The organism is Enterococcus sp. DIV0802b, assembly GCF_050543535.1.
GTDB lineage: Bacteria > Bacillota > Bacilli > Lactobacillales > Enterococcaceae > Enterococcus_D > Enterococcus_D entomosocium.
The window spans coordinates 1,498,611-1,520,358 of the sequence record NZ_CP172941.1 but is presented as its reverse complement, the minus strand read 5'-3'; the positions used below and the strand labels follow the sequence as shown (position 1 = coordinate 1,520,358).

Genomic DNA, 21,748 nt, shown 5'->3' with positions numbered 1-21,748 from the left:
CCAAGAATTCCAGCGCCGCATGCGCTTTCTCGCTTAACAGTGTATCACACTTTTTCCCTTGAAAGAAACCGCAAAAAAGCAGCACAAGGTCGTGCTGCTAAAAAACAAGTCATTTATTCAAAGTGATCCAGATTGGCAAAAGCAAAACAAATCATTTTGTGTGGTCCGCAATTCTTTGTTGCGTTTCTTGCCATAGTTTCTGTGCTTGTTGCTGCTCCTTCGGGATCTCGGTTAGGACTGCTTGACGATCAACAAAGTAGCGGCCACTGATATCCGCAACGTCTGGACTTAGCGCTAAGTAAATCGCTGTATCTGCCCCTTCTTCGGCTGTTTTAAAAAAAGGCGTCAACATTTTATAAATAGATTGACCAAATCCTGTTTGTCGACTGACCCCTAAGCTGGTCGCCACAGCTCCCGGATGCAAGGAATTAGCAGTAACGGTCGTATTGCGTAGCTGGAACGCAAGCGCATCCGTAAATAAAATCAGGGCTTTTTTTGAGCGGCCATATTCCCGCCAAGGGAAAAAATCCGGTACATCGAAAAAGCGCTGATCCTTTTTCTTTACAAATTTGTAGGCGCCGGATGACACATTGACGATCCTGCCGGCATCGGCACGTTTTATTAGCGGCAATAACTGACGGGTCAGTTCAAAATGCCCCACGTAGTTTACGCCCAGCATTTGTTCAAATCCATCGGCTGTTCGCTCTTTTTTTAAATTGACGATGCCCGCATTATTGATCAGTACATCCAATTTCTCAAAGCGGGCGTTGATTTCAGCGGCTGACTTGCGTACGCTAGCCAACGACCCCAAATCACCGATCACTAGATCGATGCTTGGATTGCCTGTCTCTTCCTTCAAACGTTGCTGTGCTGCCTGCCCTCGTTCAGCAGAACGGCAATACAAAATCACATGCATCCCCAATTCTGCCAATTGTTTGGCTGTTGCAAAGCCCATACCGGCATTGGCGCCGGTAACTAAAATCGTCTTCAAATCCCCATCATCTCCTTCATAGGATGTCGTTTTCTTTCATCATAACTGAAAACAAAAAAATCTGCTCAAAAAACAGATCAAGAGAAGCTCTCTTCTTGTTTCTTTAAGCAGATTGTTTTATTTTACGCCTGGTAGCGGCAGACGCCATCTAAATAGGTGGCTGTTACATTCATTTCTTGATCCAAAACAATAAAGTCAGCTGGGCGACCTTGTTTGATCATGCCGCAAGCATGGTCAATTTTACAGCTGATTGCTGGAATCAAGCTGGCCATCATGACCGCTTCTTGAGGGGTAGCGATTCCCCAGTCTACTACATTTTTCACAGCTTCTTTTAGTTTCAAAATACTACCAGCAAGATTGCCAGTTTCCATTCGAGCCGTTCCGTCTTTCACCACTACTGGAAATTCACCTAAAATATAATCACCATCTGGCATGCCGCCAGCCATCATACAGTCAGTGATCAAGGCAACATGGTCGTGACCAGCTTTTTCCATCAAAATCTCAGCTGCTTGAGGATGCACATGGTGGCCATCACAAATCAACTCTGAAAAAACTTCTTTTAATGAAAGTAGGGCACCAACCATTCCAGGCTCGCGATGGTTTAATCCGCGCATACCGTTGAATGCATGAACAAAAACGCTAGCACCAGCTTCAACTGCTGTTTGCGCTTCTTGTAATGTACCGTTACTATGGCCTAGAGCAACCACTACGCCTTCTTCCGTCACTTGCGAAACAAACTCACTCACACCTTCTCGTTCAGGAGCCAAGGCGATTTTTTTGATAATTCCACCAGAAGCTTCTTGCCATTCATGGAAGGTATCGATATCAGGATCACCAAAATAAATTGGATTTTGTGCACCTTTATGTTCTTCAGTAAAGAATGGGCCTTCAAAATAGATCCCTTGGATTTTTGCTCCTGTAACTTCGTCTTTGACTTTCCCAACGGTTTCAGCAACATCCCGCAACCGTTCTTTGCTGGATGTTAAGGTTGTTGGCAAGAAGGAAGTCACACCACATGATAAAAGGCCTTCCGACATGGCTTTAATGCCTTCTGCATCGTTGTCCATCACATCATGGTTCATAAATCCGTGGATATGAGTATCCACAAGACCCGGTGCTACCCATTTGCCTGAATAATCTTCTACGTCTGCACCAGAAGGGACTTCATCGACGATCGCTCCGAATTTCCCCTCTGTGACCTCCAGGTAACCAGGGCCATGAACCGCTGATTTTAGAAAGAATTTGTCTGCGTAAATATATTTATTCATCTTGATCGCTCCTCTATTTCTTTTCTTCCTTAAAAGTACTCTTATTTAGGGAAGAAGTCAAGAAAGGTCTACACCACTTTGTCAGATTGGCGAATATCCATGACAGCACGATACAGCTGAAAACTTTTTTCGGCTGCATTTTCTTCTTTCAGTCTATAAAGTAAGTGTCCCTTCAGTTCAAACAATTCTTCTAGAAAATACAAACTGTTCTTTTCTCTGGCTAAGGAAATGCCTTCGTTCGTTACCTTTAGCGCGAGGCAATCTTCTTGTTGCTCCTTTAAAAAGACCGCATAATTGTAGTAAATTTTGGTCAATGATGTGGAGAGACGTTCCGGTGGCAATGCGTGCATGGCATCGTATGCTTTTTCTAAGTAAAAACGAGCTTCACCCAGTTGCAGCAAATCACTATAGACGCGACCCATGCAGCTCAGGATACGAATTTCCATCACCGACACATTGGTCTTATCCTGTTGATAGGAGTAGGCCAATCCTTTTTTCAGCGCCTCAAGGGCGGCATCATAGTTTTGATCGAGGAAATAATCACAGCTGCCTAGATAGTAGTAATACATTTGCATATCTGAATCCAGATACAAATAATCCTTGATCGCCTTATCTTCCATTTTTTCCCGCATTTCTTGAAACTGCTTATGGACAAAATGTGATTCGATTTCGGCAAAGATTTGATTGGTTTTGTTGATCTCTTCCGAATGAAGCATCATTACTTGATCTAAGGTGACTCCTAAGCGTTGGCAGATTTGATACATCACCCAGACATTCGGCAACTCTTCGTTGTTTTCAATACGGCTTAAAACACTTTGCGAACAAATATCTTCCGCTAACATCTTCTGTGTCATCTTTCGTTTCAACCGAATCGAACGGATATTTTGACCAAAAGATTCTTCTTTTTCCTTCATAATCGTCCTCCAGGGGGAATTCTTATAAAAACCGAACGTTTCTTGTCAAAAATGCGAATTCGCATTTTTAATTTTCTTTATTTTAGCACATAATGACAAAAAGGAAAGCAATTTCAAGAATGTCTTGTTATTTTTCCACAATTTCAAATGAGGTGTTAAGATGACGATCGACAGTACGATCTTTTTTACATGGGATGGCAAGAAGTATCAAGGGATCATCGAACGAGAATATGAGAACTCTGTTCTGGTTCAAGTCACCGATCCTAGTGCTGAAATGCTGGATAAATTTACCAATCGAATGATTGTGAGCAAAAAAATTTGTCAACCAGTTGCCGAATAAAAACATAAGCACCACTCCCTCACGGTTGTTGAAGGAGCGGTGCTTTTTTATATTCTTATTTCTGACGATAGGACGCCAAAAATTCTGTCATTTTTTCAGCAGTCGTTTTTAAGTCTTCCATATTAGGAAGATAAACGATTCGGAAATGATCTGGCTGTTGCCAGTTGAACCCACCGCCGTGAACCAGCAAAATGTGGTGCTCGTGTAAAAAGTCTAAAACAAATTGTTCATCATTGGTGATATTAAAGCGTTGAATATCAATTTTAGGGAAAATATAAAAGGCGGCTTTCGGTTTCACCGCTGACAATCCCGGAATGTCATTGATTGCCTTGTGGATAAACGCTCTTTGTTCATAAATACGACCACCTGGTAATAGTAACTCATCAGAACTTTGATAGCCTCCTAATGCGGTCTGAACGATTTGTTGCGATAAGACATTCGAACACAGTCGCATCGAAGATAGCATATTCAAGCCTTCGATATAGTCTTTCACATGGGACTTGTCGCCACTGAGGACCATCCAGCCCACACGGAAACCTGCCACTCGATGAGACTTAGACAAGCCACCTAGCGTCACAACGAATCGATCTGGCGCTAATGTAGCAATCGGCACATGGACATAATCATCCATGACTAACCGGTCATAGATCTCATCAGAGAAAATGATCAAGTCATGCTCACGAGCAACGTCGACGATTTGCTCCAAAATTTCTTTTGGATAAACGGCTCCTGTTGGATTGTTCGGATTAATAATGACGATCGCTTTGGTTTTGCTGGTGACCTTGGCTTTGATGTCCTCGATATCAGGATTCCAATCTGCTTGTTCATCACAAATATAATGGACGGGCTTTCCGCCAGCTAATGAGATCGAAGCAGTCCACAAAGGATAGTCAGGCATCGGCACGAGCACTTCGTCCCCATTGTTACATAGGCCCTGCATACACATCGTGATCAGCTCGGAAACACCATTACCTGTGTAAATATCATTGATGGTCACATCAGGAAATTTCTGTAATTGATAATATTGTTCGATCGCTTTACGGGCAGAAAAAATCCCTTTCGAATCAGAATATCCTTCCGATTCTCGCACGTTCATAATCAGGTCTCTAACGATCTCATTTGGGGCTTCGAACCCAAAAGGCGCGGGATTCCCCGTATTTAATTTCAAGATACTGATGCCTTCTTCTTGCATCCGATCGGCTTCTTCTAAAACTGGGCCGCGCACATCATAACTGACCCCTTCAAGTTTTGACGACTTCGAAAATTTCTTCATATTCCATTTCTCCTTTAACCATAGGTCAACGTCAGGTTATTGGTTCTCGTCGTTGATCTCTTTTCAGATTGAACCTATTATAGCAAAAAACTTTTACCTATGGCGAAATTTTTTTGCTTCTCCTTCATCTGTGCTTGTCCCGCTCTCATCTCGTAAATAGTGCGACAGTCAGTAATTTTCAGGAAAATACGTCAAATACAATTCATTTAGTGCCAAGTGCCCCACAGAAAAATCAGTGATCCCTGCAGCGATAAACCGTTGCGGTAGCTGAGGATCGCTGATTTCTATCAGATAGATCCGTCCTTGCAGATCGATGGTCACCGTCGTTAATTCTGGAAAAGCCACCAAAAAATCTGCCGAGTCCGTTTTTAAGTACAACGGTTGATTGACTAACGACTTGCGACCAAAGTATTCGTGAATGATCTTGCCGTCTTTTAAAAACAAGACCCGATCCGCGTAGGAATCCAAATTCGTCAAAATATGCGAAGCAATCACGATCGCTTTCTTTTGCGCTCGCAAGGCTTTTAATACGTTAGAGATCAATTCCACATTGGTCGGATCCAAGCCATTCATGACTTCATCCATCAGCATATAAGGCGTATCCGTCACGATCTGCATCGCAAAACAAAGACGTTGCCGCATGCCCAGCGAATAGGTACCCACAGGACGTTTGATATAGTCACTCATTCGCAAGCGCTCAATCGTTTCTTCCACTAAGTGTTCCTCTGAACGCCACATTCGCTGATACAGCTTGAGATGCTCGAAACCACTCAAATCATTGTACAAATCATTTTGGTCAGGAAAAAACGAAATTTGTTGATGCGCTGCCACTTCTGATTTTTTGGTCACATATACTTGACTGCCATTCAAAAATACTGCGCCTTCATTCGGCTGGATGAAATTCATCGCCACATTCAATAGCGTGGATTTCCCGGTGCCGTTAGGGGCGACTAACCCGACGATTTCCCCGGGAGAAAAGGCAATGGAAAGCTGATCCAATACTTTTCTCGTATACGTGACCGTCACATTTTTCAGTTCTAACATATCGTTCCTCCTATGCCAAATGAAATTTTTTGCGTTGGATCGTCACGAAGAAACACATTTCGATCAGAAGCCAAACGCCTCCTAATAAAAGCAACCCTTTTTCCATCGTAAACCCTGCAGAACCAAAATAAAAACGTGTCCAGCCTGAAAGGACTTGTCCCACATTTTGATACAGATAGACATACAGCGTTTTATCAAGGTAAGCACTGAACCAACGTCTTTGGAAAATATAGGGTGAAAGCAAGCAAAAACCAGCCAAAAGCAAATTAACCAGTTCTGAGCGAAACAGGGCACTGAACAACAAGATGCCGCGACAATAAATAAACTGCAAAAAAAGCGTCGCAAGAAAACATTGGCCTATAAAAAGACCGATGGCTTGTGTTTCAAAAGCGTTGAAATCTGTGATCGGGTAGCGGGCATCAAAGGTCGGTGATAAAATCGTGACCGGTAGTTCCAGGGAACCAAAGCCGAATTGAATACCAGAACCCAACCAGAGAAAGAACATGGTCCCAAGCGTTGCAATTGCAGAACCGACCATCAATACTGCCGTTTTGCTCCAAAGGATCTCTTCTGCCGATAATGGCAGTGAAAGAAATAGGGATTTATGTCTTCGTTCTTTTGGTAAGCAATCGATCGCCAAAAATAAAGAAACAGCAAGCAATAGAATCGGTAAATATCCAGTAAAACTTCGCTGCAATGCCTGTATCCCCGTTTTTTGCTCCATGACTGCTTGCGAGAGTTTCTTATTCGGCAACTGGCTGAAGGCTTCCATAAGCTTAGCGGTTGAAGCATAACCAAAGCGACCGTCATAGGCAGCGTAGTAATTTTGAAACGTATAATAATCCGGTGTATAAAAAACATTTCGTTCATCGGTAAACTGCAACGCCAACTGGTACCACGTAGTTGTTCCTCGTGCATAAGCTTGCCAGTTTTCATCAGCTAGTGCATCTAATCGTTGTTTTTCCGCTTCGTTCCATGGGGTAAACATTTCAACTGCTAAGCTTGCCGACCAATGGTCAGAAGGATTGGCTGCTTGTTGATCAAGAAAATCTTGTCGCACAGTATAGCGTTGTTGCATTTCTGTTTTATCTACTCGTTCAATCGGGCGAAAATCTTTTTGCCAAAAACTGTAAACGCCGCTATAGATAAGAAGCAAGCAAAAAAGACCAATAGTTTTCTTGCTCTTTAAGAGTTGTCGTAATTCAAATAAAAAATAGTCTTTCATCCTTTGCCTCCTCTCAACAAGCGATTCTGTTTATCCGCAACGAGCATCAAAGCTATACAAAGGAAGATCCACACCACCGTCAGCAGCCAACTAGCATAGACTCCCCAAGAAGTACCAGAACCCGATGCAAAGGCGCCCGAATAAAATTTATCCATAGCAGCTATATGAACTGGTAACAGTGGGATCTTTTGCAGCATCGGAATCAAGCCGAGCCCATAAAAAAGCACCAGCAAAAAGAAAGAGACGTATCGATTGGCTGCGATCATGTTCATGACAAAACCTAAGCATTCGATCAAACCAATCAGCAAGCCAAAAGAAACCAGGCTATATAAAACGCTCTGCCAAAAAGGTAAGGCTACCCAATCCCCATTGAGATAGACGGCTACTGGATACTGCCAATCCCCGAACTCCCCCAGAAGGCTCATTGAAAGAAAGACGCCTAAGAAGAACACAATCAAAACGCCTAAATTTGTAATCCCTTTAACCACAATTTTACTTAACATCCGAATCGGAAAAATCTGCGGGTACGAGCGAATCAAAGAGAAGTGTTCTCTTTCTTCTATCAAATTGTCACTGGCAAAAAAAGCCCAAAAGAAGAAGCCAAAATTCAGCAAAAACGTTATTGCCAAAGCGACAGCGGTCTGGGCATTGGCAGCAGTGAGGACCGGCTCTTTTTCTTGCTCGACTAAAGCTTGATAGACCTTCTGATCTTGTTCGATTGCCCATAAAGGTGGCAAAAATCCTTTGTCATCAACTTCTGACGCCCAAATCTGCTTTTTTAGTTCTGCAATTTGAATACTCGTTTGATTAAATCGTTCGTATTCTTCCATAATCAAGTTGGATAACTGTCGCGAAGTCAGTGTATTGTTTTCAAGCAAAAGTTGATACACCTCTTGTTCAGCAGGTGAACCCGACTGATTGGCTTGGTAGCGATCAACAAGCCGTGAGGCTTCCGCTTTTTCTGCAGTGATCGTGGCGGGTAAGTTGATGGGTTCCATCAGCTTCAAATAAATGGAAAAACAGCAACCTAAACTAAAGGCACCAATGAGCAGGAAGAGGAACGTTTTCTGTTTGACAGATTTAGCTAACTGGTTTTTAAAGTAGTTCATTTGCTCTCCTCTCAAAAAAATAATTATTCATTCTTTTAGCATACCTTTTATGGGAGAAAATGCAATCTAAAGTCTGAAAATTCTTTCAAATAGCATTAGGAAAAGTTATTGACAAACCTGTTGAAAATCAGGTAAGATATTTTCTAGACGCGGCGTGACAGAACTACCTCAGCCTGCGTTTCCTTCTATAGTATTTGCGGAAATGACGGAATGGCAGACGTGCAAGATTGAGGGTCTTGTGAGCAATCGCTCGTGTGGGTTCAAATCCCATTTTCCGCATCCTTACAGCTTCCCTATTATGGGAAGCTGTTTTTTTGTTTGCTCAAAAGATTCCCCATGGCGATCCTTCGATGAATTCTTTCGATCGCTTTGATCTTGAGCGTCTACTCCTAGAAAGTTGATACGAAGCTTCCTTTCCCAAATGTAAAAATCGATAAAAACTCTTTTATCATTGCATTTCAAACCATTTTTCATATAAAATGAATAATATAACAATTATTCTCGAAAGCTGGTTCGATGCTCCGCTTTTTCTTATTGGCGGATCAGAAACAGTTGCCTGAATTTACTGGTGATGAAAAATCTTTTCAGCATTTTTCCCATTCACCTTCTCTCCTCCTTCCCCCAGATAAACAAACCTCTTCCGACCGTTTTCTCAGTTACTTTCGATAGAAAGAAGGAGCCTAATGAAAAAAAGAGTACTGATCACCCTATTGTCATTCGTTATTTTGCTTATCGGTTGCGCAAAGGCAGATGAAGAACTGTCAGAGACCGTTGCACTTGGCATCGACGCACGACTGGAATATACAAACCAATCCGGAACGGGCTGGGCCTATTATCACCCAGCAACCTTAGAGTTGTTGATTGCCGGCAGTCAAGCCGAATTGGCTATTTTGGAAGAGCTTGATTCTTCCGACGAAGATCTTTATCAGTTAATCAGCCACACAATTGATTTGATGGCAACCGCTGAACGAGCGTTAGTGGAGCGTCGGATCGATGTCCCTGCTTGGTTTGCTGCCCGCATTGGTTATAGCGAGGCTCTGGCTGCGATTCATGAACGGAGCCCTATCATTCTCAGTAATCAAGACAACCTCAACCGTCTACTGGAGGTAGCAAACGAAACGATTCCTGAAGCCGACCCGCGTCAAAAGCTGGGGCTTTTGGCAGACGATATTGCGCAGCTTCAGCAGCTCACCGAAGATGAGCTAACTCTTTATCGCAGGATCAAACTTGACGACGAACTCACCGCCACTGTTTACCACACAAGTGAAATGAATGTTGACGTCTTCGTTTTTTCGAAGCCCGAAGAGGAGTACGCATCTGGATTTACTGTTCTTAATCGGGAAACTGCCGACGAGCAAAAAGCTGCATTCTATGAAACGATTTTACGAGGGCTGGTCGTAAATATTCCTCGTGAATCGTTGATGTTTATGAATCGATTCGATCAATCTTCAGATGAACATCAGCTGGCTGTGATGACCTATGGCTTTGATCATGACATTGATCAAGACATGGTCACTACCGTGTATCAACAGCTTCAAGAAGCAAACGCAAAACAAGAAGCAGCTACGGCTTTGCAGCAAGAGCAAAGCCAGCAAAACCAGGACGAACAAACTCAGACCGAGAATGAAGGAGCTTCAGAACAAAGACGAGCGATCGCACGTGCCGAATCCTATACGAACCTCATGGCTTTCTCACGTGCACGATTGATCCAACAATTAGAATTTGAAGGGTTTACCCATAATGATGCGCAATGGGCAGTTGATCAGCTCACGATTGATTGGAACGAGCAGGCGTTGAAGAAAGCAAATAGTTACCATTCCTTGATGAGTCTTCCTCCAGACAACATTCGCCGGTTATTGGCTTCCGAAGACTTTTCAGAAGAACAAATCGACTACGCGATGACAAACATGGGTAACTAAAAACTAGCGAACAAAAGGACATCGCGATGCCTTTATGATAGCCCTTATATTGTTGCTATTTTTTATACCCAAGAAAGTGCTCGATCTGATGCGTTCATTCGAACAAAATGGCGAAGTTTACCAGAGTCCCCGAGGAGGAGAAAAAATGAAAAAACAAGTTTTGTTGCCATTATTACTGATACTATCCCTGATTTCAGGATGTGGGACGATAAATTTAGCAAGTCCTGAGGAACTTTCTGAGCGCATCGGCGCCGCTTTGGATGCAGGTTGGGAACATACCTATCATGCAGAAAAGCTTACTTATGAGTTAAGTATTGAAAATTTAGAACTGATGATTCGTGGCAAAGAAGCAGAATTGGCCTTTCTAGAACAGGTCAATAGCAACTCAAAACACAAGGCGGCATTCATTGAAAACACGGAAAAGATGATTCAACTCGCCCAAGAAGCGATCGAAGCTCGCTATCTGGATATGCCCAGTTGGGTTGCCGCTCGGAATGGTCGTATCGCAGCCTTACTTGCCATCCATGAGGAAAGCCCGATCATCGTCAGTAGACGAGCAAAATTGCAAGAATTATTCAAAGAATACGAAGAGGATTTGGCACTAGTGACAGCTAGGGCAAACACTCCATTTGCCGATGAAGAAGCGTTCAATGAAGATACACGAGAAAAGCTTGGTTTGACGCCTGATACACTTGAACGTTTACACCAACAAAGCGACGACCAAGATATCGAGTGGCAGACCACTATTGATTTGGTGAACGGCGTGACCATGAATGTCTTTTCAACAAAACATGAGCCAGTGGAGATTCTCACATTTACGAATGCTGGCGAAAAATACCCTGCCGCAATCACTTTGTTTAATGGGCAAACGACGGAAATCGTTCCCGAGATAATGACTCCTTACGAAGCCGTTTCCGCTTATTTTTACGAAATTGCCGATGCAGTTTATGAAACGATTCCAGTCGGTTATCGATTTCTGGTTGAATCACTATGGCTTGAACTGGAAAACGACAATCGTTTTCAATTTAGAACCTACGTGTTTGATAACGAAGTGACCGAGGAAACGATTTTAGCAGGGTTTCATTTCGCCCCGACTGTAGCAGCACGCTATGAGCGCGAAAACAATGCGACAGAACGAGAACGTGAAGCCTTTTTCCTCGTTAGAGCGCAAGGAAATCGTCGCTTTTATTCAAAACAAGAGATGGCAGAACTGTTAGAAACAGAAGGTTTCACTGCGGAGGAAACACAATGGGCACTAGAGACCCTTGACGTAGATTGGTATCGCCATGCTTTAGGGCGCGCCAATCAATCCCGCCGGGTGTTAGGGATCCGTCAAAGAAATATGGCCGCTCATCTTGAAGGGAACGGCTTCTTACCTGATGAGATCGAATTTGCGATTGAAAACATGGAAAATTAGTATGTAGTGGACGAGACAGATCCCATTCCCCATTTTTTCTTAGCGTAAACAAAAAACCGACCAATCTTCCTGTTTAAGATTGGCCGGTTTCTTTATTTTTTGGTTTTGATTGGTACCATGGCTTTGCGCCGATGCTGTTTCATTATTGCTTGAAGACCATAGACACCAACTCCGATAATTCCTGCAAAAGCCGAAAAAGCAATAAAAATCACAGGAGACGCCCCACTTTCTATTAATTGTTTCCCTTGGACAAAGAAAAATAAGCCCATGCTGATCAATAATGCTAGAAATAGTGATTGTCCCGCCCCGTTTTTTTTCATGCTTGCTCTCCTTTTATTTGATTATAGGTTATTCTCTCATTTCATGAATGAAAAAACCTCCATCTTAAGGCTGATTCTTTCTTTCGATGATCAGATTGATCCCATTCGGATCAGTCAAATGCAAGCGGCTGTCTGTTTCTAACTCATAAGAAACGCCACTTGCCTTTAGATGACTTCGTAACGTAGAAAAAGCCAAAGCTGGCAAAACGATCGTAAAGTACGCTAAGCCTAGATCCTTTTCCTCCATAGCTGGAACATTTCTTCCCATCCAAATATTCGATCCGATATGGTGATGATACGAACCAGCAGCAAAAAACTTTGCTTGGCTACCAAAATCTGAAGTCAAATGCATGCCTAAAACTTCGGTGTAGAATTCTTCTGTTTTTGCCAGATCCGCCACTTTCAAATGGACATGCCCCACCGTGGTGCCAACTGGAAAAGTCGTTTGTGATCGGTCAGCGGCTCCCAGCACGCCTTGCGCGTCCATTTCGATAGTAACGCCTACGATCTCACCGTCTGCTCGAATATCCCATTCACTCTTCGGTTTGTCACGATACACTTCGATCCCGTTTCCTTCTGGATCGGTCAGGTATAACGCTTCACTATACCCATGATCGCTAGCACCATCCAGAGGGGCTTTGGCCTCCAAATAATGAACCAGCATATTTCCTAGGTCTTTACGGCTAGGCAAAAGAAACGCCGTATGGAAAAGGCCTGTTTTCCGTGTCAAAGGCAACGGATCACTTACCTTCTCTAGGACTAAGAGCTCTTGTGTCCCCACGCCCAATCGCGCGTGATCTACACTTTGCTCCAATAAAGTTAGGCCAATCACGTCCGAATAAAACCGGCTCATTTTTTCCATATTCGCTACTTTTAAAACGACTTTGCCAATTGCGGCTGTTGCATCGATTTGATAGGTTGATTGAATCATTGTCATCGCCATTTCCTCTTTTCTAAACAGTTAAATTCACTTGTACCTTTAAGTATAACACTAACTTTTAGTAAGTAAATAAATCTGCTTGTTGAGGAAAGGATTCCTTGATCTCCCGTGACTCCTTGTAACAAAGCTTTTCCTCATCAGTCACAATCAAAGACAGCTCGCTCACTTTTGCAATGCTTCAATCAGTGAAATGGCCGGCTGCATCGCTTCTTCGGTCGTCCCTTCTAACACAACATAACAAAATGGCTTGTATTCAGCGGTGATGGCCAATAGTTGTTGATAATCAATCCTTCCTTCTCCCAATGGCACTACCTTGATTTTACCATCGATTACTTGATAGTCCTTCAAGTGCAAGCAAACGATGGCATCACCAAAGCGGGAAAAAGCTTCCCTTGTCAAAGCGACTTGCTCTTGATAGTTCTTCGCCGTAATCAGATTGGTTGGATCAAAGATGATCCCTAAATAGTCAGACGGTACTCGTTCCAGCAATTCTTCGATTCGATCGATCGATGATAGTGGATGATTCAAGCCCGCTTCAATCCCTAGCATCACTTGATGTCTCTTAGCCACTTGGACCAAACGCTTGATCACCTGAACCAAATCATCGAAAACGACGTCACTAAAATTTTCCTCGGTATACCCCATATTTGGCAAAACCGAACCAGTTTCACTTGCAACCATAGCTGCATCAAAGTATTTGGCATGTGCGAGATAGGTCTCGAATCTGGATAAAATCGCTTCCCGTTTTTCCAGATCAGGATGGATCAGATTACTATAACAACTCAATAAAGCGACCTGAACATGAGATTGCCCAAAAACACGTTTGAAAAAGCGGCCTAAACCAGGGCTTAATTGCTCTGGCTCTGCCCATTGCGGGAAGGATTTATTTAATGCAAATTGAATGTTATGAATGTTTTTGGCGGCAATTTTTTGCGCTAATTCTTCTGGGGACCCATAATTCTTTAAATCATGCCCCCGAACAGTTAGTTGAAACATAGCTTCTCCTTTCTTCATTGCTTTTGAAGCAAAAAGAAGACCAAGCAGCGAATCACTTCAACTGGTCTTGGTCTTCCAATCATTCAGCAGTAGCGGCTCCTCACTTCATCCATTCCTTCTCAACAGATGATCAGAACCTTTTGTGACCTTTATTGTTGTGAACGATAATCTTCCGTGAACTCATCAATGATTTGCTGTCCACCATTTCTTAAGAAGGTTTCGATCGCTGTATCAAACCCATCGATCTCGATTTCCCCAGTCATATATTGGTAGTAAGCGTCTGAGATTCCTTCAATCAAGCTTGACCATGAACGATCATAGGTTTCAGAGGTCAGCGATTGTGCAGGATTGATCACCGCAAACTCTTCATTTTCCCGAATCTTTTCATTGGCTAAGTTGACATAGGGGTTGCTTGAAGGGAAAACTGTTACTAATTCTGATGGACGAGACGAAGAAAATGGTTGTACTTCTTGTTGCCACTTCGTATCATCTAAACGGACATAGACACCCTCATCATCAATTTCATAATGGACCCCTTCGATCCCTTGCGTCATCAAGGTAAACGGCTCTTCGTCCATCAAATCGTTGATAAATTTCAAAACAACACGTAAGTCTTCTTCGGTTTCAACATTGTTTTTCGGAATGGCTAACCAACCGCCCATTCCACCATTGGTATCAGAAAGGATACGACGTTCCACATTTTCATGGACGATATCATTGATCAAGACCCATTCCATATGCTCTTCATCAGTACCAGCTGCATCATCAATGTAGTTACGTACTTCTTGCAAACCACTCAATACAATCCCACCACGACCTTGAACGATATAGTTCTTCTGATCATTTTTCGCCATTACCGCAAAATCAGAATTCATCCAGCCGTTATCATAGATATTACGGAACCATTCCATTGCTTCTTTGTATTCTGGTTGCATAAAGGATGGCATCACTTCATCATCATCCGTGATCGTAAACCAATTGTCTGCACCAAAGTAACCTGAAAGTGAACGGAACCCAACATTAAAGGACTCATCACGTTCAACGAATCCGACCGTGTCATCTACCCCATTGCCATCTGGGTCTCCTTCTGTAAAGGCTTGTGCCACAGCTGATAATTCTTCTAAAGTCGATGGCACGTCCAACCCTAAATTGTCTAACCAATCTTTTCTTACGAGGACACCATAACGAGCGATCGGTTTTAGAAACGGTACACCATAGATATGACCATCGATACGAGAAGATTCTAAGCGATCCTCAGAAATTTCTGCCAGATTCGGAAACTCTTCTAAATAGGGTTCCACATCCCAGAACATTCCAGATGCTAGCGAACTACGGACGGTTGTGTTATTGATTTCTGTCAAACTTACGATATCTGCTAAAGAATTTGACGCTAATGCTGCATTCAAGCGTTCTGTTTTTGATGCGTCCGGCACCCATGTAAAGTCGATCTCTACCCCTGTATATTCTTCTAACTTTTGTGTTACATCCCCAGACGGAGGTGAAGCGGTATGCAGCATCGCCATCCAAGAAATACTTGTTTTTTCATCACTTTCTGGTCCATCAGATGAACCTCCGCCATCGCCGCAGCCTGCTAAAAACAGTCCTGCACATAATAATAAACTTGCTACTTTCAACTTTTTCATTCGTTACCCTTCTTTCTCTATTTTTAGGGAATCATCATCGAGCGGATCTTTCCCTTGATACTTAAAGTACGTAAAATCGGCATAGCTTCCAGCAAAGTGATCTAGATCATGGGCACTGATTCCAATGAAATTCCCTGTAAAACCACCAGACAAGAACTGGATGTTTTGCTTTTTAAAGGGATGCCACGTTTGTGATTGCCGATAGAACCATTCTGCTTCTAGATAAGAACCGACTACTTTCAATCCGATCGGCTCACTTGAAGCAGCGAGGGCCAATTTATCTGGGAACAAGTGAAATTCTCCTTCACAACACCGAATCAGACGAAGGATCTTGCCGTCTTTTTCATCATAAGTCACATAGAAAAACAAATAGTTTTCTTCGTTTAAGAACAACGACAATCCAGCCATCTGATTAAACGATTGGGGGTGGTATTCCATCACTGTTTCAGCTTCAAAACAAAAGTCTTGTTGACGAATCGCCAATAAGTGCTTATGAAAGTTCGATTGCATCGATTCTCCGCCGATCAATCGCAAATACCCTGGTCGCTTACTCAGATTGCACCACTCTTCATTGGGCAGCAATCGCCTACCGTTCCATGCTTTTTGCAACGATCCTTTAAAATCATCCATAAAAACAGCAGGTGATGCCCTTTGCTTCTGAGCGTCGCTAGCGAGTCTGATGGTTTGATCTGGGATCGTATCATCATTGCTAAGACGCAGCCATCCTTCGTGATCCCAATAGACGGTTTGGAGTGCCGTCTCTCGTCCAAGGATCGCTGCCTCTTCTACTGGCCGAGTCATCAAATAGCTCATGACCCATTCTCCTGATGGTGCAATCGTCAAACTGCCATGACCTGTACATTGAAAAGGGGAATCTTCGCGCTGATAGGCACGCATCATGGGAAAATGCGGATCTACTTCATAAGGCCCAGTGATGGTTTTACTACGACAAACCGTTACCGCATGACCTGCACCCGTTCCTCCTTCTGCCGTCAGTAAGTAATAACACTCATTGTGGTAATAAAGATGCGGTGCTTCAGTCTTCGCCAGCTGGGTTCCAGAAAAAATTGGCACTCTGTCACCGATCAATCGGCCTTGTACTTCAGAGTATTCTTGGAGCACGATCCCCACCGATTTATTTGGTGTATCCTTACGATAATCCCAAAGCGCATTCAATAACCAGATACGCCCCTCTTGATCATGAAACAAGGACGGATCAAAGCCACTACCATTTAAGTAAATGGGCTCACTCCATGGCCCATGAATCGTAGGAGCCGTGATGAGATAGTTTCGACAGTCTTTGAAGGGACGTGTCGTGTTGCGAACATTTGTATAGACACAATAGTATTGTCCGTTTGCGTAACTGATTTGCGGTGCCCAAATGCTGCAATTTGCTGTGTTACCTAATAAAACCACCTGATTGGTCAGAATATCTGTTTCATGGGACCAATTGACTAGATCTCGAGAACAGTAGACCCGAATTCCTGGCAACCACTCAAAGGAAGAAACCGCTAAATAATAAGTATCCTCGACTTTTAAAATACTCGGATCAGGATGAAACCCTCTTAAAATCGGATTATTGATCATTGCCTTCATGCAACCCCTCCTTGTTTGCTGACTGCGTCCGTTGTTTTTTTCTTGTGTCCGTCATCGCGATGGAGAAAACAAAAACCCGCCGCTAAAAAGAAACAAAAGGCAATCGGAAAAGCGATCATTTGACTACCAATCAATGTCACGACACCAGTCAAAAAATAAATAGCACAAGATTGCTTTCGATAATTACGATAGCGAACAAGCATCGTCGCCACTGAAACCAATATCAGGAGTGCCAACAGCGTGAAGCCAAACCAAGCACCGAGTGTTTGAAATTGCGCCAATGCTGCTTCTGCCGTCATTTGCTTCAGTACAGAGGGAAACGCACGTTGAAAGATCTCTTCGAACTGCTGGACAGTCATTTGATTGATCGCCAAGGAAAAGCCGCCCATCAACACCAGAGCGAGAACCATCCCGATCCAGCCAGACCATTTTGCCTTGCTCATTTTTCTATCACTCCTTCGATAGTCACCCATTCAGGACGTTTGGGGCTTGTTTGGTAACAACACATTCGCTCCGTGAACGCGACCGTTTGGTGGTTTGCTGTTTTTCCCCAATCAGACCATCCGCAAGGGACGAGCTGTTGATCAAAGCAGCAGGATAAAAAGGTGACTTTGGCTTCATTGCGCCAAGGGCGGCCTAGATAATAGGCTTTGTCCCCTGTCACCCGACACCGATCGAAGGTTAACCCGCTTGCTTGTTTGCTAGTTGAGGCAGCAGTAACGTAGTTCGTTTGTGGTGTATTTTTACAATGCAAGCGACACTCTTCAAAGGTGGCGGAACCACCGCCAAAAATAAAATCGACTGTTCCACTGATCCTGCAATGCAAAAACAAACTCTGTTGTTGGTCAAAGATTGTCTTTCGCCAAGGACTGATCATTGGTTCACCTTCTTTGGTATATTTTGGCAATGGACCCAGACACAAGGTATCTTGAAAAGCATCGAGATGACAGCGTTCGAAGCGAATGTCATCCCCTTCGATATAGACGGCAACTGCTTGCCCGACTGCTTGCCCATACCCTGCGTCATTGATGATGGTCAGGTTTTTTACAAAGACTTCTCGGCTATTGATAAAGAGCGTCGCTGTTTGGAAGGTTCCTCTTTTTTGCCCATTTTCATCGGTTTGCTCGGCAGCCAAGTGGTAGCATAAGAACGTGTTAGTTTCCCCGATCAACGTAAGCTGGTTTTTATAGATTTTCACCTGTTCTTGATACACGTCAGAGGCGATCGTGATCTCACAAGGTGCGTTTAAGGCTTCAGCAGCCAACACGGCTGCTTGGATACTCGTAAAATCACCCTTTTGCGGCTCTTTACTAACCTTTAGCTTGATAGGAGGTGTTGTTTTAGAAATTCGATCCACTGCGCTCTCATCTCCTTGGTTTCTTCATGACCACCTGGCAAGCAACACGCCTGCCAATGCTCCTTGTAGCCTATTGCTTCATAATGCTGCCCGACCTGCTGATCCAAACGAGCGACGCCGCTTGAGGGGCAGCCACGATCCTCTTTGCCAACCAAACTCAAACGCGGGCGTGGTGCGATCTGTTTTTGGATCGCCGCAGTCGTAAAGTCTTTCAACACATTAGGAACATAATAGTAAAACCCATGTTTGCTTAGACGGTCCTCTTCGATCAATGCTTGATAGTCCACTTGTGCTGCCATGTCCACCACCACTGATATCCGTTCATCTAGCGCTGCCAACCACCAGCTCATCAAGCCCCCCATAGAAAGTCCCAATGTGGCGATAGCGGACTGTTTCACTTCTTTACGGGAAGCAAGATAGGTTAAAAACTGTTGATTGTCATAGATTCGTTGTCCCCATAATGTTTTGCCTTGCAACAGAAACCGCTTGTAGCTATCATTCTCACCGTTTTTTCGTTTGCCAAAGCCCCACATGTCGATCACTCCAACGGCGACGCCCAGCTTCATAAATGCAGCGAATAGGCTTTCTTTTTGCATATACGGCGGACTTTGTCGCAGTTCTTCTTTCCCCATCGTGAAGTCGCCGCCATGAGAATGATTGAACAAAACGAGTGGAACCGGTTGCTGAGAGCTAGGATAAGCAAAGTATGCAGGGACATCCTCTTCTTGATTTAATCGTAGAAGTAAATGTTCCAAGGTATAATTTTGCACCTGCTCTTTTGTTTGCTGAACCACTTGTGGTGCAACTTTCATATCAGGACCTAGCAGCTGAAGTAACTGAGGATCCCTCACAAAAAATCTCCTTGAAATCCCAGAGGCTGACGATTCTCAAATGACTGTGTGACGGTGATTTCCCGGCTATTCTCGATATGGAACGCTTCAGTTACACCTTCCAAATTGATACGATCAAACTGAATATTCCGTCCACAGCCAATATAAAAACCTTGTTTTGTCATCTCTTCGATACCTGTCATCATCGCAGGCTTTCCTGGAATTGGGTGCTCAGCCATAGAGACGGCAATATCTTGGAAAGTGATATCTGAAATAAATTGTTCAGCCAAGCCATAAACAAACCCAGCGGCCGCATGGACATTCCGAGCCGAGATATTTGCAAAATGAATTCTCCGGAAATGAGGGGTTTCCTCGGTGATCGGGTACGGATTTTTATCCCAAACATACTTTTCTTTGCCTTTCGGTCCACAGAAATAGTAAAGATTTAAAGTGAATGGACAGATGACATTATCCATCACAATGTTATTCACTCGAATATCTTCGATCGTTCCGCCACGTCCACGACGTGATTTCAAACGAATCCCACGATCGGTATCTTGAAAAATACAATTACTAATAGTGACATTACGAATATCGCCGCTCATCTCACTCCCTAGAACGACGGCCCCATGCCCATGAAGCATATGGCAATTTACGATCGTGATATTCTCACAAGCGACCCGTTCTTTAGTGTCCTCCGTTCCTGATTTGATGGCGATGCAATCATCGCCAACATCGATATGACAGTTACTGATGCGGACATTTTTACAAGATTCAGGATCGATCCCATCCGTATTTGGCGAATCCGCTGGATTTTTGATGCGAAGATTATCGATCGTTAGATTTTGACAAAGAATCGGATTGACGGTCCAACTGGGTGAATCGACAAGACGGATATCTTTCAATGTAATTTGCTGGCAAGAGTCAAAACTGATTAATTTTGGTCGTGGATAAGCAAGCTGTTCACGATTTTCCCGAAAGGTCTTCCACCATCTTTGCCCTTGCCCATCAAGCATTCCTAGTCCTGTGACAGCGATATTTTCCGCATTCTCGGCATATAAACAAGAGGCATAAACTTCCCGTTTGACCCCTTCCCAGCGAGACAAAACGACGGGATAGTCTTTGGGATCATCAGAAAATACTAAGGTCGCCCCCAATAGTAGGTGCAGTTCAATGTTACTTTTTAAAAAGAGCGCACCCGTCGGATAGCGTCCTGCTGAAAAAGTGATTCTGCCTCCTCCTTGTTGATGCAATTCATCAATTTTTTCTTGAATCGCTTCTGTCAACAGACCTTCTTTTCCTTGTAAATCAGCTGTAGTCAATTGGATATTCATTTCTTGCTTCCTTCCTCCGTTAATGGTTGCAGCAGTAAACTCGCTTGTAAAAAGGCACCGTATCCTTTGAAATCATTCGTGATAACGGGTTCACTGATATAGTAAACATACGTACCATCCCGATTATCTGGTCCACCAAGACCAGCAACTTCACAGTTTCTGATCAGATTCAACCAGCCTTCTTTTGTTAAAAAGACAAACTCATCCAACAATCCTTGATAGGTCTCTTGGGCAAACACTTGCCATTTTTGATCGATGATCCCTGCTTTGACCGCTTTTGCTGTTGCGTAACAAATCATTGAAGAAGCGGATGCTTCTAAATAATTCCCACGCTCCCTGCCTTTATCTAAGACTTGATACCACACTTTTTTCTGGGGATCTCTTACTTTAGCAAGAGCTTCTAGACAGGAGACAAACATGTTTTCTAATGGATTCTTCTGCTCTGATTCCCCTAATAGCACCATCGTATCGGCGAGAGCCATCATGAACCATCCCATTGACCGTCCCCAGAAATTTTTTGAACAACCGGTCTTGGGATCTGCCCACGGCTGGACTTTTTGTTCATCCCACGCGTGATACAAAAGACCCGTTTTTGGATCTAGGGTATGCGTAAAGCATAAGGTGAATTGCTTGATTACATCTGCCAATGCTTCTTCTTTATCAAATGTCAGTGCGTATTCTGTCAAAAATGGGGCCCCCATATATAAGCCATCTAACCACATTTGATACGGATAGATTTTTTTATGCCAGAACCCGCCTTCGCTCGTTCTTGGCATCTGCTGTAATTGTTGATACAGCGTGTCCAAGGCGATCTTGTATTTTGACGCTCCTGTTTCTTTGTATAGCAAGAATAAACATTTGCCATTATTGATGTAATCGATATTCATCGCATCCATCTGATAGTTTTTGATACGACCGTCTTCGTCAATATAAACATCCATCGTGTTTTGGATATAGTCCAAATAGCGTTTGTCACCAGTCTGTTCATAGGCTTCTTTCACGCCTTGCAAAACGACCCCGATGTCATAGGACCATTTTCCGTGATAAATTTTTTCTTTGCATAAGTAGTCATAGCGCTCAAATAATGTGTTCAAAGCAATTTCCGAATAGTTCTTCATGTACGATACTTCCTTTTATTGTAGTCTCCTCAATTCATAGAGCTGTTTCAATGAATCCGTTTTACTGGCTGTATTTCATGAGGGTTCAGCTTGTTCTGCTATTTTTCAGGTGTT

Annotated in this window: 20 protein-coding genes and 1 tRNA gene; 4 read left to right on the top strand and 17 right to left on the bottom strand. The window is 43.4% G+C overall.

Translation table 11 applies throughout. The annotated features are described in order from the left end of the window. Positions 1–151: 151 nt before the first annotated feature. The 3 genes from IGJ12_RS07240 to IGJ12_RS07230 form a co-directional block, all read right to left on the bottom strand. Entirely contained in the window at positions 152–991 is an 840-nt protein-coding gene (locus IGJ12_RS07240) for an SDR family oxidoreductase (RefSeq protein ID WP_086317269.1), read from the bottom strand. 122 nt (positions 992–1,113) lie between these two features. After that, a complete protein-coding gene (gene nagA / locus IGJ12_RS07235; RefSeq protein WP_430619520.1) occupies positions 1,114–2,259 on the bottom strand; it encodes an N-acetylglucosamine-6-phosphate deacetylase in 1,146 nt (381 codons plus the stop codon). Between the two features lie 68 nt (positions 2,260–2,327). After that, positions 2,328–3,173, bottom strand: coding sequence for a helix-turn-helix domain-containing protein (locus IGJ12_RS07230; RefSeq protein WP_086317267.1), 846 nt, complete (start codon positions 3,171–3,173; stop codon positions 2,328–2,330). Between the two features lie 160 nt (positions 3,174–3,333). Between IGJ12_RS07230 and IGJ12_RS07225 the strand changes: the two genes are divergently transcribed. Further along, positions 3,334–3,513, top strand: coding sequence for a hypothetical protein (locus tag IGJ12_RS07225; protein ID WP_005236448.1), 180 nt, complete (start codon positions 3,334–3,336; stop codon positions 3,511–3,513). 55 nt (positions 3,514–3,568) lie between these two features. Here IGJ12_RS07225 and IGJ12_RS07220 read toward each other — a convergent pair whose 3' ends face one another. The 4 genes from IGJ12_RS07220 to IGJ12_RS07205 form a co-directional block, all read right to left on the bottom strand. Continuing rightward, complete coding sequence (locus tag IGJ12_RS07220; protein WP_005236450.1) at positions 3,569–4,786, bottom strand: pyridoxal phosphate-dependent aminotransferase; 1,218 nt, start codon at positions 4,784–4,786, stop codon at positions 3,569–3,571. 168 nt (positions 4,787–4,954) lie between these two features. Beyond that, on the bottom strand, positions 4,955–5,830 hold the full coding sequence (locus IGJ12_RS07215; RefSeq protein ID WP_429967741.1) for an ABC transporter ATP-binding protein: 876 nt from the start codon (positions 5,828–5,830) through the stop codon (positions 4,955–4,957). Between the two features lie 10 nt (positions 5,831–5,840). Then, the gene (locus IGJ12_RS07210; RefSeq protein ID WP_005236453.1) at positions 5,841–7,055 is read right to left on the bottom strand and encodes an ABC transporter permease subunit; all 1,215 of its coding nucleotides are present in this window, start codon (positions 7,053–7,055) and stop codon (positions 5,841–5,843) included. Then, the gene (locus tag IGJ12_RS07205; RefSeq protein WP_016621170.1) at positions 7,052–8,164 is read right to left on the bottom strand and encodes a hypothetical protein; all 1,113 of its coding nucleotides are present in this window, start codon (positions 8,162–8,164) and stop codon (positions 7,052–7,054) included. The genes IGJ12_RS07210 and IGJ12_RS07205 overlap by 4 nt, the downstream gene beginning before the upstream one ends. 196 nt (positions 8,165–8,360) lie before the next feature. Here IGJ12_RS07205 and IGJ12_RS07200 point away from each other — a divergent pair. From IGJ12_RS07200 to IGJ12_RS07190, 3 genes are all read left to right on the top strand, one after another. Then, positions 8,361–8,443 (top strand) — tRNA-Leu (locus tag IGJ12_RS07200). A 404-nt stretch (positions 8,444–8,847) separates the two neighbouring features. Then, positions 8,848–10,083: an Ltp family lipoprotein gene (locus tag IGJ12_RS07195; RefSeq protein ID WP_086338129.1), complete on the top strand. Its 1,236-nt coding sequence runs from the start codon at positions 8,848–8,850 to the stop codon at positions 10,081–10,083. A 145-nt stretch (positions 10,084–10,228) separates the two neighbouring features. Then, positions 10,229–11,500 (top strand): hypothetical protein, encoded by a 1,272-nt coding sequence (locus IGJ12_RS07190; protein ID WP_086338128.1) that lies wholly within the window; start codon positions 10,229–10,231, stop codon positions 11,498–11,500. A 92-nt stretch (positions 11,501–11,592) separates the two neighbouring features. Here the strand turns inward: IGJ12_RS07190 and IGJ12_RS07185 are convergent, their stop codons facing one another. The 10 genes from IGJ12_RS07185 to IGJ12_RS07140 form a co-directional block, all read right to left on the bottom strand. Beyond that, positions 11,593–11,820 carry a hypothetical protein gene (locus tag IGJ12_RS07185; RefSeq protein WP_005229963.1) on the bottom strand — a complete coding sequence of 76 codons (228 nt, stop codon included), beginning with the start codon at positions 11,818–11,820 and terminating at the stop codon, positions 11,593–11,595. Between the two features lie 64 nt (positions 11,821–11,884). After that, positions 11,885–12,757, bottom strand: coding sequence for a VOC family protein (locus tag IGJ12_RS07180; protein ID WP_086338127.1), 873 nt, complete (start codon positions 12,755–12,757; stop codon positions 11,885–11,887). A 165-nt stretch (positions 12,758–12,922) separates the two neighbouring features. Next, a complete protein-coding gene (locus tag IGJ12_RS07175) occupies positions 12,923–13,756 on the bottom strand; it encodes a sugar phosphate isomerase/epimerase family protein (RefSeq protein WP_275626169.1) in 834 nt (277 codons plus the stop codon). Positions 13,757–13,905: 149 nt separating this feature from the next. Beyond that, positions 13,906–15,399: an extracellular solute-binding protein gene (locus IGJ12_RS07170; protein WP_016613309.1), complete on the bottom strand. Its 1,494-nt coding sequence runs from the start codon at positions 15,397–15,399 to the stop codon at positions 13,906–13,908. A gap of 3 nt (positions 15,400–15,402) precedes the next feature. Further along, complete coding sequence (locus tag IGJ12_RS07165) at positions 15,403–16,995, bottom strand: glycoside hydrolase family 43 protein (protein WP_430619519.1); 1,593 nt, start codon at positions 16,993–16,995, stop codon at positions 15,403–15,405. Beyond that, positions 16,992–17,438 carry a DUF4064 domain-containing protein gene (locus IGJ12_RS07160; protein ID WP_087664226.1) on the bottom strand — a complete coding sequence of 149 codons (447 nt, stop codon included), beginning with the start codon at positions 17,436–17,438 and terminating at the stop codon, positions 16,992–16,994. The genes IGJ12_RS07165 and IGJ12_RS07160 overlap by 4 nt, the downstream gene beginning before the upstream one ends. Further along, the gene (locus IGJ12_RS07155) at positions 17,435–18,352 is read right to left on the bottom strand and encodes a pectinesterase family protein (protein ID WP_430619518.1); all 918 of its coding nucleotides are present in this window, start codon (positions 18,350–18,352) and stop codon (positions 17,435–17,437) included. The genes IGJ12_RS07160 and IGJ12_RS07155 overlap by 4 nt, the downstream gene beginning before the upstream one ends. Next, positions 18,313–19,203: a dienelactone hydrolase family protein gene (locus IGJ12_RS07150; protein ID WP_429961181.1), complete on the bottom strand. Its 891-nt coding sequence runs from the start codon at positions 19,201–19,203 to the stop codon at positions 18,313–18,315. Before IGJ12_RS07150 ends, IGJ12_RS07155 begins: the two co-directional genes overlap by 40 nt. Beyond that, the gene (locus tag IGJ12_RS07145) at positions 19,200–20,516 is read right to left on the bottom strand and encodes a glycoside hydrolase family 28 protein (RefSeq protein ID WP_430619517.1); all 1,317 of its coding nucleotides are present in this window, start codon (positions 20,514–20,516) and stop codon (positions 19,200–19,202) included. Before IGJ12_RS07145 ends, IGJ12_RS07150 begins: the two co-directional genes overlap by 4 nt. Beyond that, on the bottom strand, positions 20,513–21,634 hold the full coding sequence (locus IGJ12_RS07140) for a glycoside hydrolase family 88/105 protein (RefSeq protein WP_430619516.1): 1,122 nt from the start codon (positions 21,632–21,634) through the stop codon (positions 20,513–20,515). The genes IGJ12_RS07145 and IGJ12_RS07140 overlap by 4 nt, the downstream gene beginning before the upstream one ends. Between the last annotated feature and the right edge of the window lie 114 nt (positions 21,635–21,748).

Bases quoted from the DNA above. Each gene is read 5' to 3' on its own strand.
- nagA (WP_430619520.1), bottom strand. From the start codon at position 2,259: ATGAATAAATATATTTACGCAGACAAATTCTTTCTAAAATCAGCGGTT.
- IGJ12_RS07230 (WP_086317267.1), bottom strand. From the start codon at position 3,173: ATGAAGGAAAAAGAAGAATCTTTTGGTCAAAATATCCGTTCGATTCGG.
- IGJ12_RS07225 (WP_005236448.1), top strand. From the start codon at position 3,334: ATGACGATCGACAGTACGATCTTTTTTACATGGGATGGCAAGAAGTAT.
- IGJ12_RS07220 (WP_005236450.1), bottom strand. From the start codon at position 4,786: ATGAAGAAATTTTCGAAGTCGTCAAAACTTGAAGGGGTCAGTTATGAT.
- IGJ12_RS07215 (WP_429967741.1), bottom strand. From the start codon at position 5,830: ATGTTAGAACTGAAAAATGTGACGGTCACGTATACGAGAAAAGTATTG.
- IGJ12_RS07210 (WP_005236453.1), bottom strand. From the start codon at position 7,055: ATGAAAGACTATTTTTTATTTGAATTACGACAACTCTTAAAGAGCAAG.
- IGJ12_RS07205 (WP_016621170.1), bottom strand. From the start codon at position 8,164: ATGAACTACTTTAAAAACCAGTTAGCTAAATCTGTCAAACAGAAAACG.
- IGJ12_RS07195 (WP_086338129.1), top strand. From the start codon at position 8,848: ATGAAAAAAAGAGTACTGATCACCCTATTGTCATTCGTTATTTTGCTT.
- IGJ12_RS07190 (WP_086338128.1), top strand. From the start codon at position 10,229: ATGAAAAAACAAGTTTTGTTGCCATTATTACTGATACTATCCCTGATT.
- IGJ12_RS07185 (WP_005229963.1), bottom strand. From the start codon at position 11,820: ATGAAAAAAAACGGGGCGGGACAATCACTATTTCTAGCATTATTGATC.
- IGJ12_RS07180 (WP_086338127.1), bottom strand. From the start codon at position 12,757: ATGACAATGATTCAATCAACCTATCAAATCGATGCAACAGCCGCAATT.
- IGJ12_RS07175 (WP_275626169.1), bottom strand. From the start codon at position 13,756: ATGTTTCAACTAACTGTTCGGGGGCATGATTTAAAGAATTATGGGTCC.
- IGJ12_RS07170 (WP_016613309.1), bottom strand. From the start codon at position 15,399: ATGAAAAAGTTGAAAGTAGCAAGTTTATTATTATGTGCAGGACTGTTT.
- IGJ12_RS07165 (WP_430619519.1), bottom strand. From the start codon at position 16,995: ATGAAGGCAATGATCAATAATCCGATTTTAAGAGGGTTTCATCCTGAT.
- IGJ12_RS07160 (WP_087664226.1), bottom strand. From the start codon at position 17,438: ATGAGCAAGGCAAAATGGTCTGGCTGGATCGGGATGGTTCTCGCTCTG.
- IGJ12_RS07145 (WP_430619517.1), bottom strand. From the start codon at position 20,516: ATGAATATCCAATTGACTACAGCTGATTTACAAGGAAAAGAAGGTCTG.
- IGJ12_RS07140 (WP_430619516.1), bottom strand. From the start codon at position 21,634: ATGAAGAACTATTCGGAAATTGCTTTGAACACATTATTTGAGCGCTAT.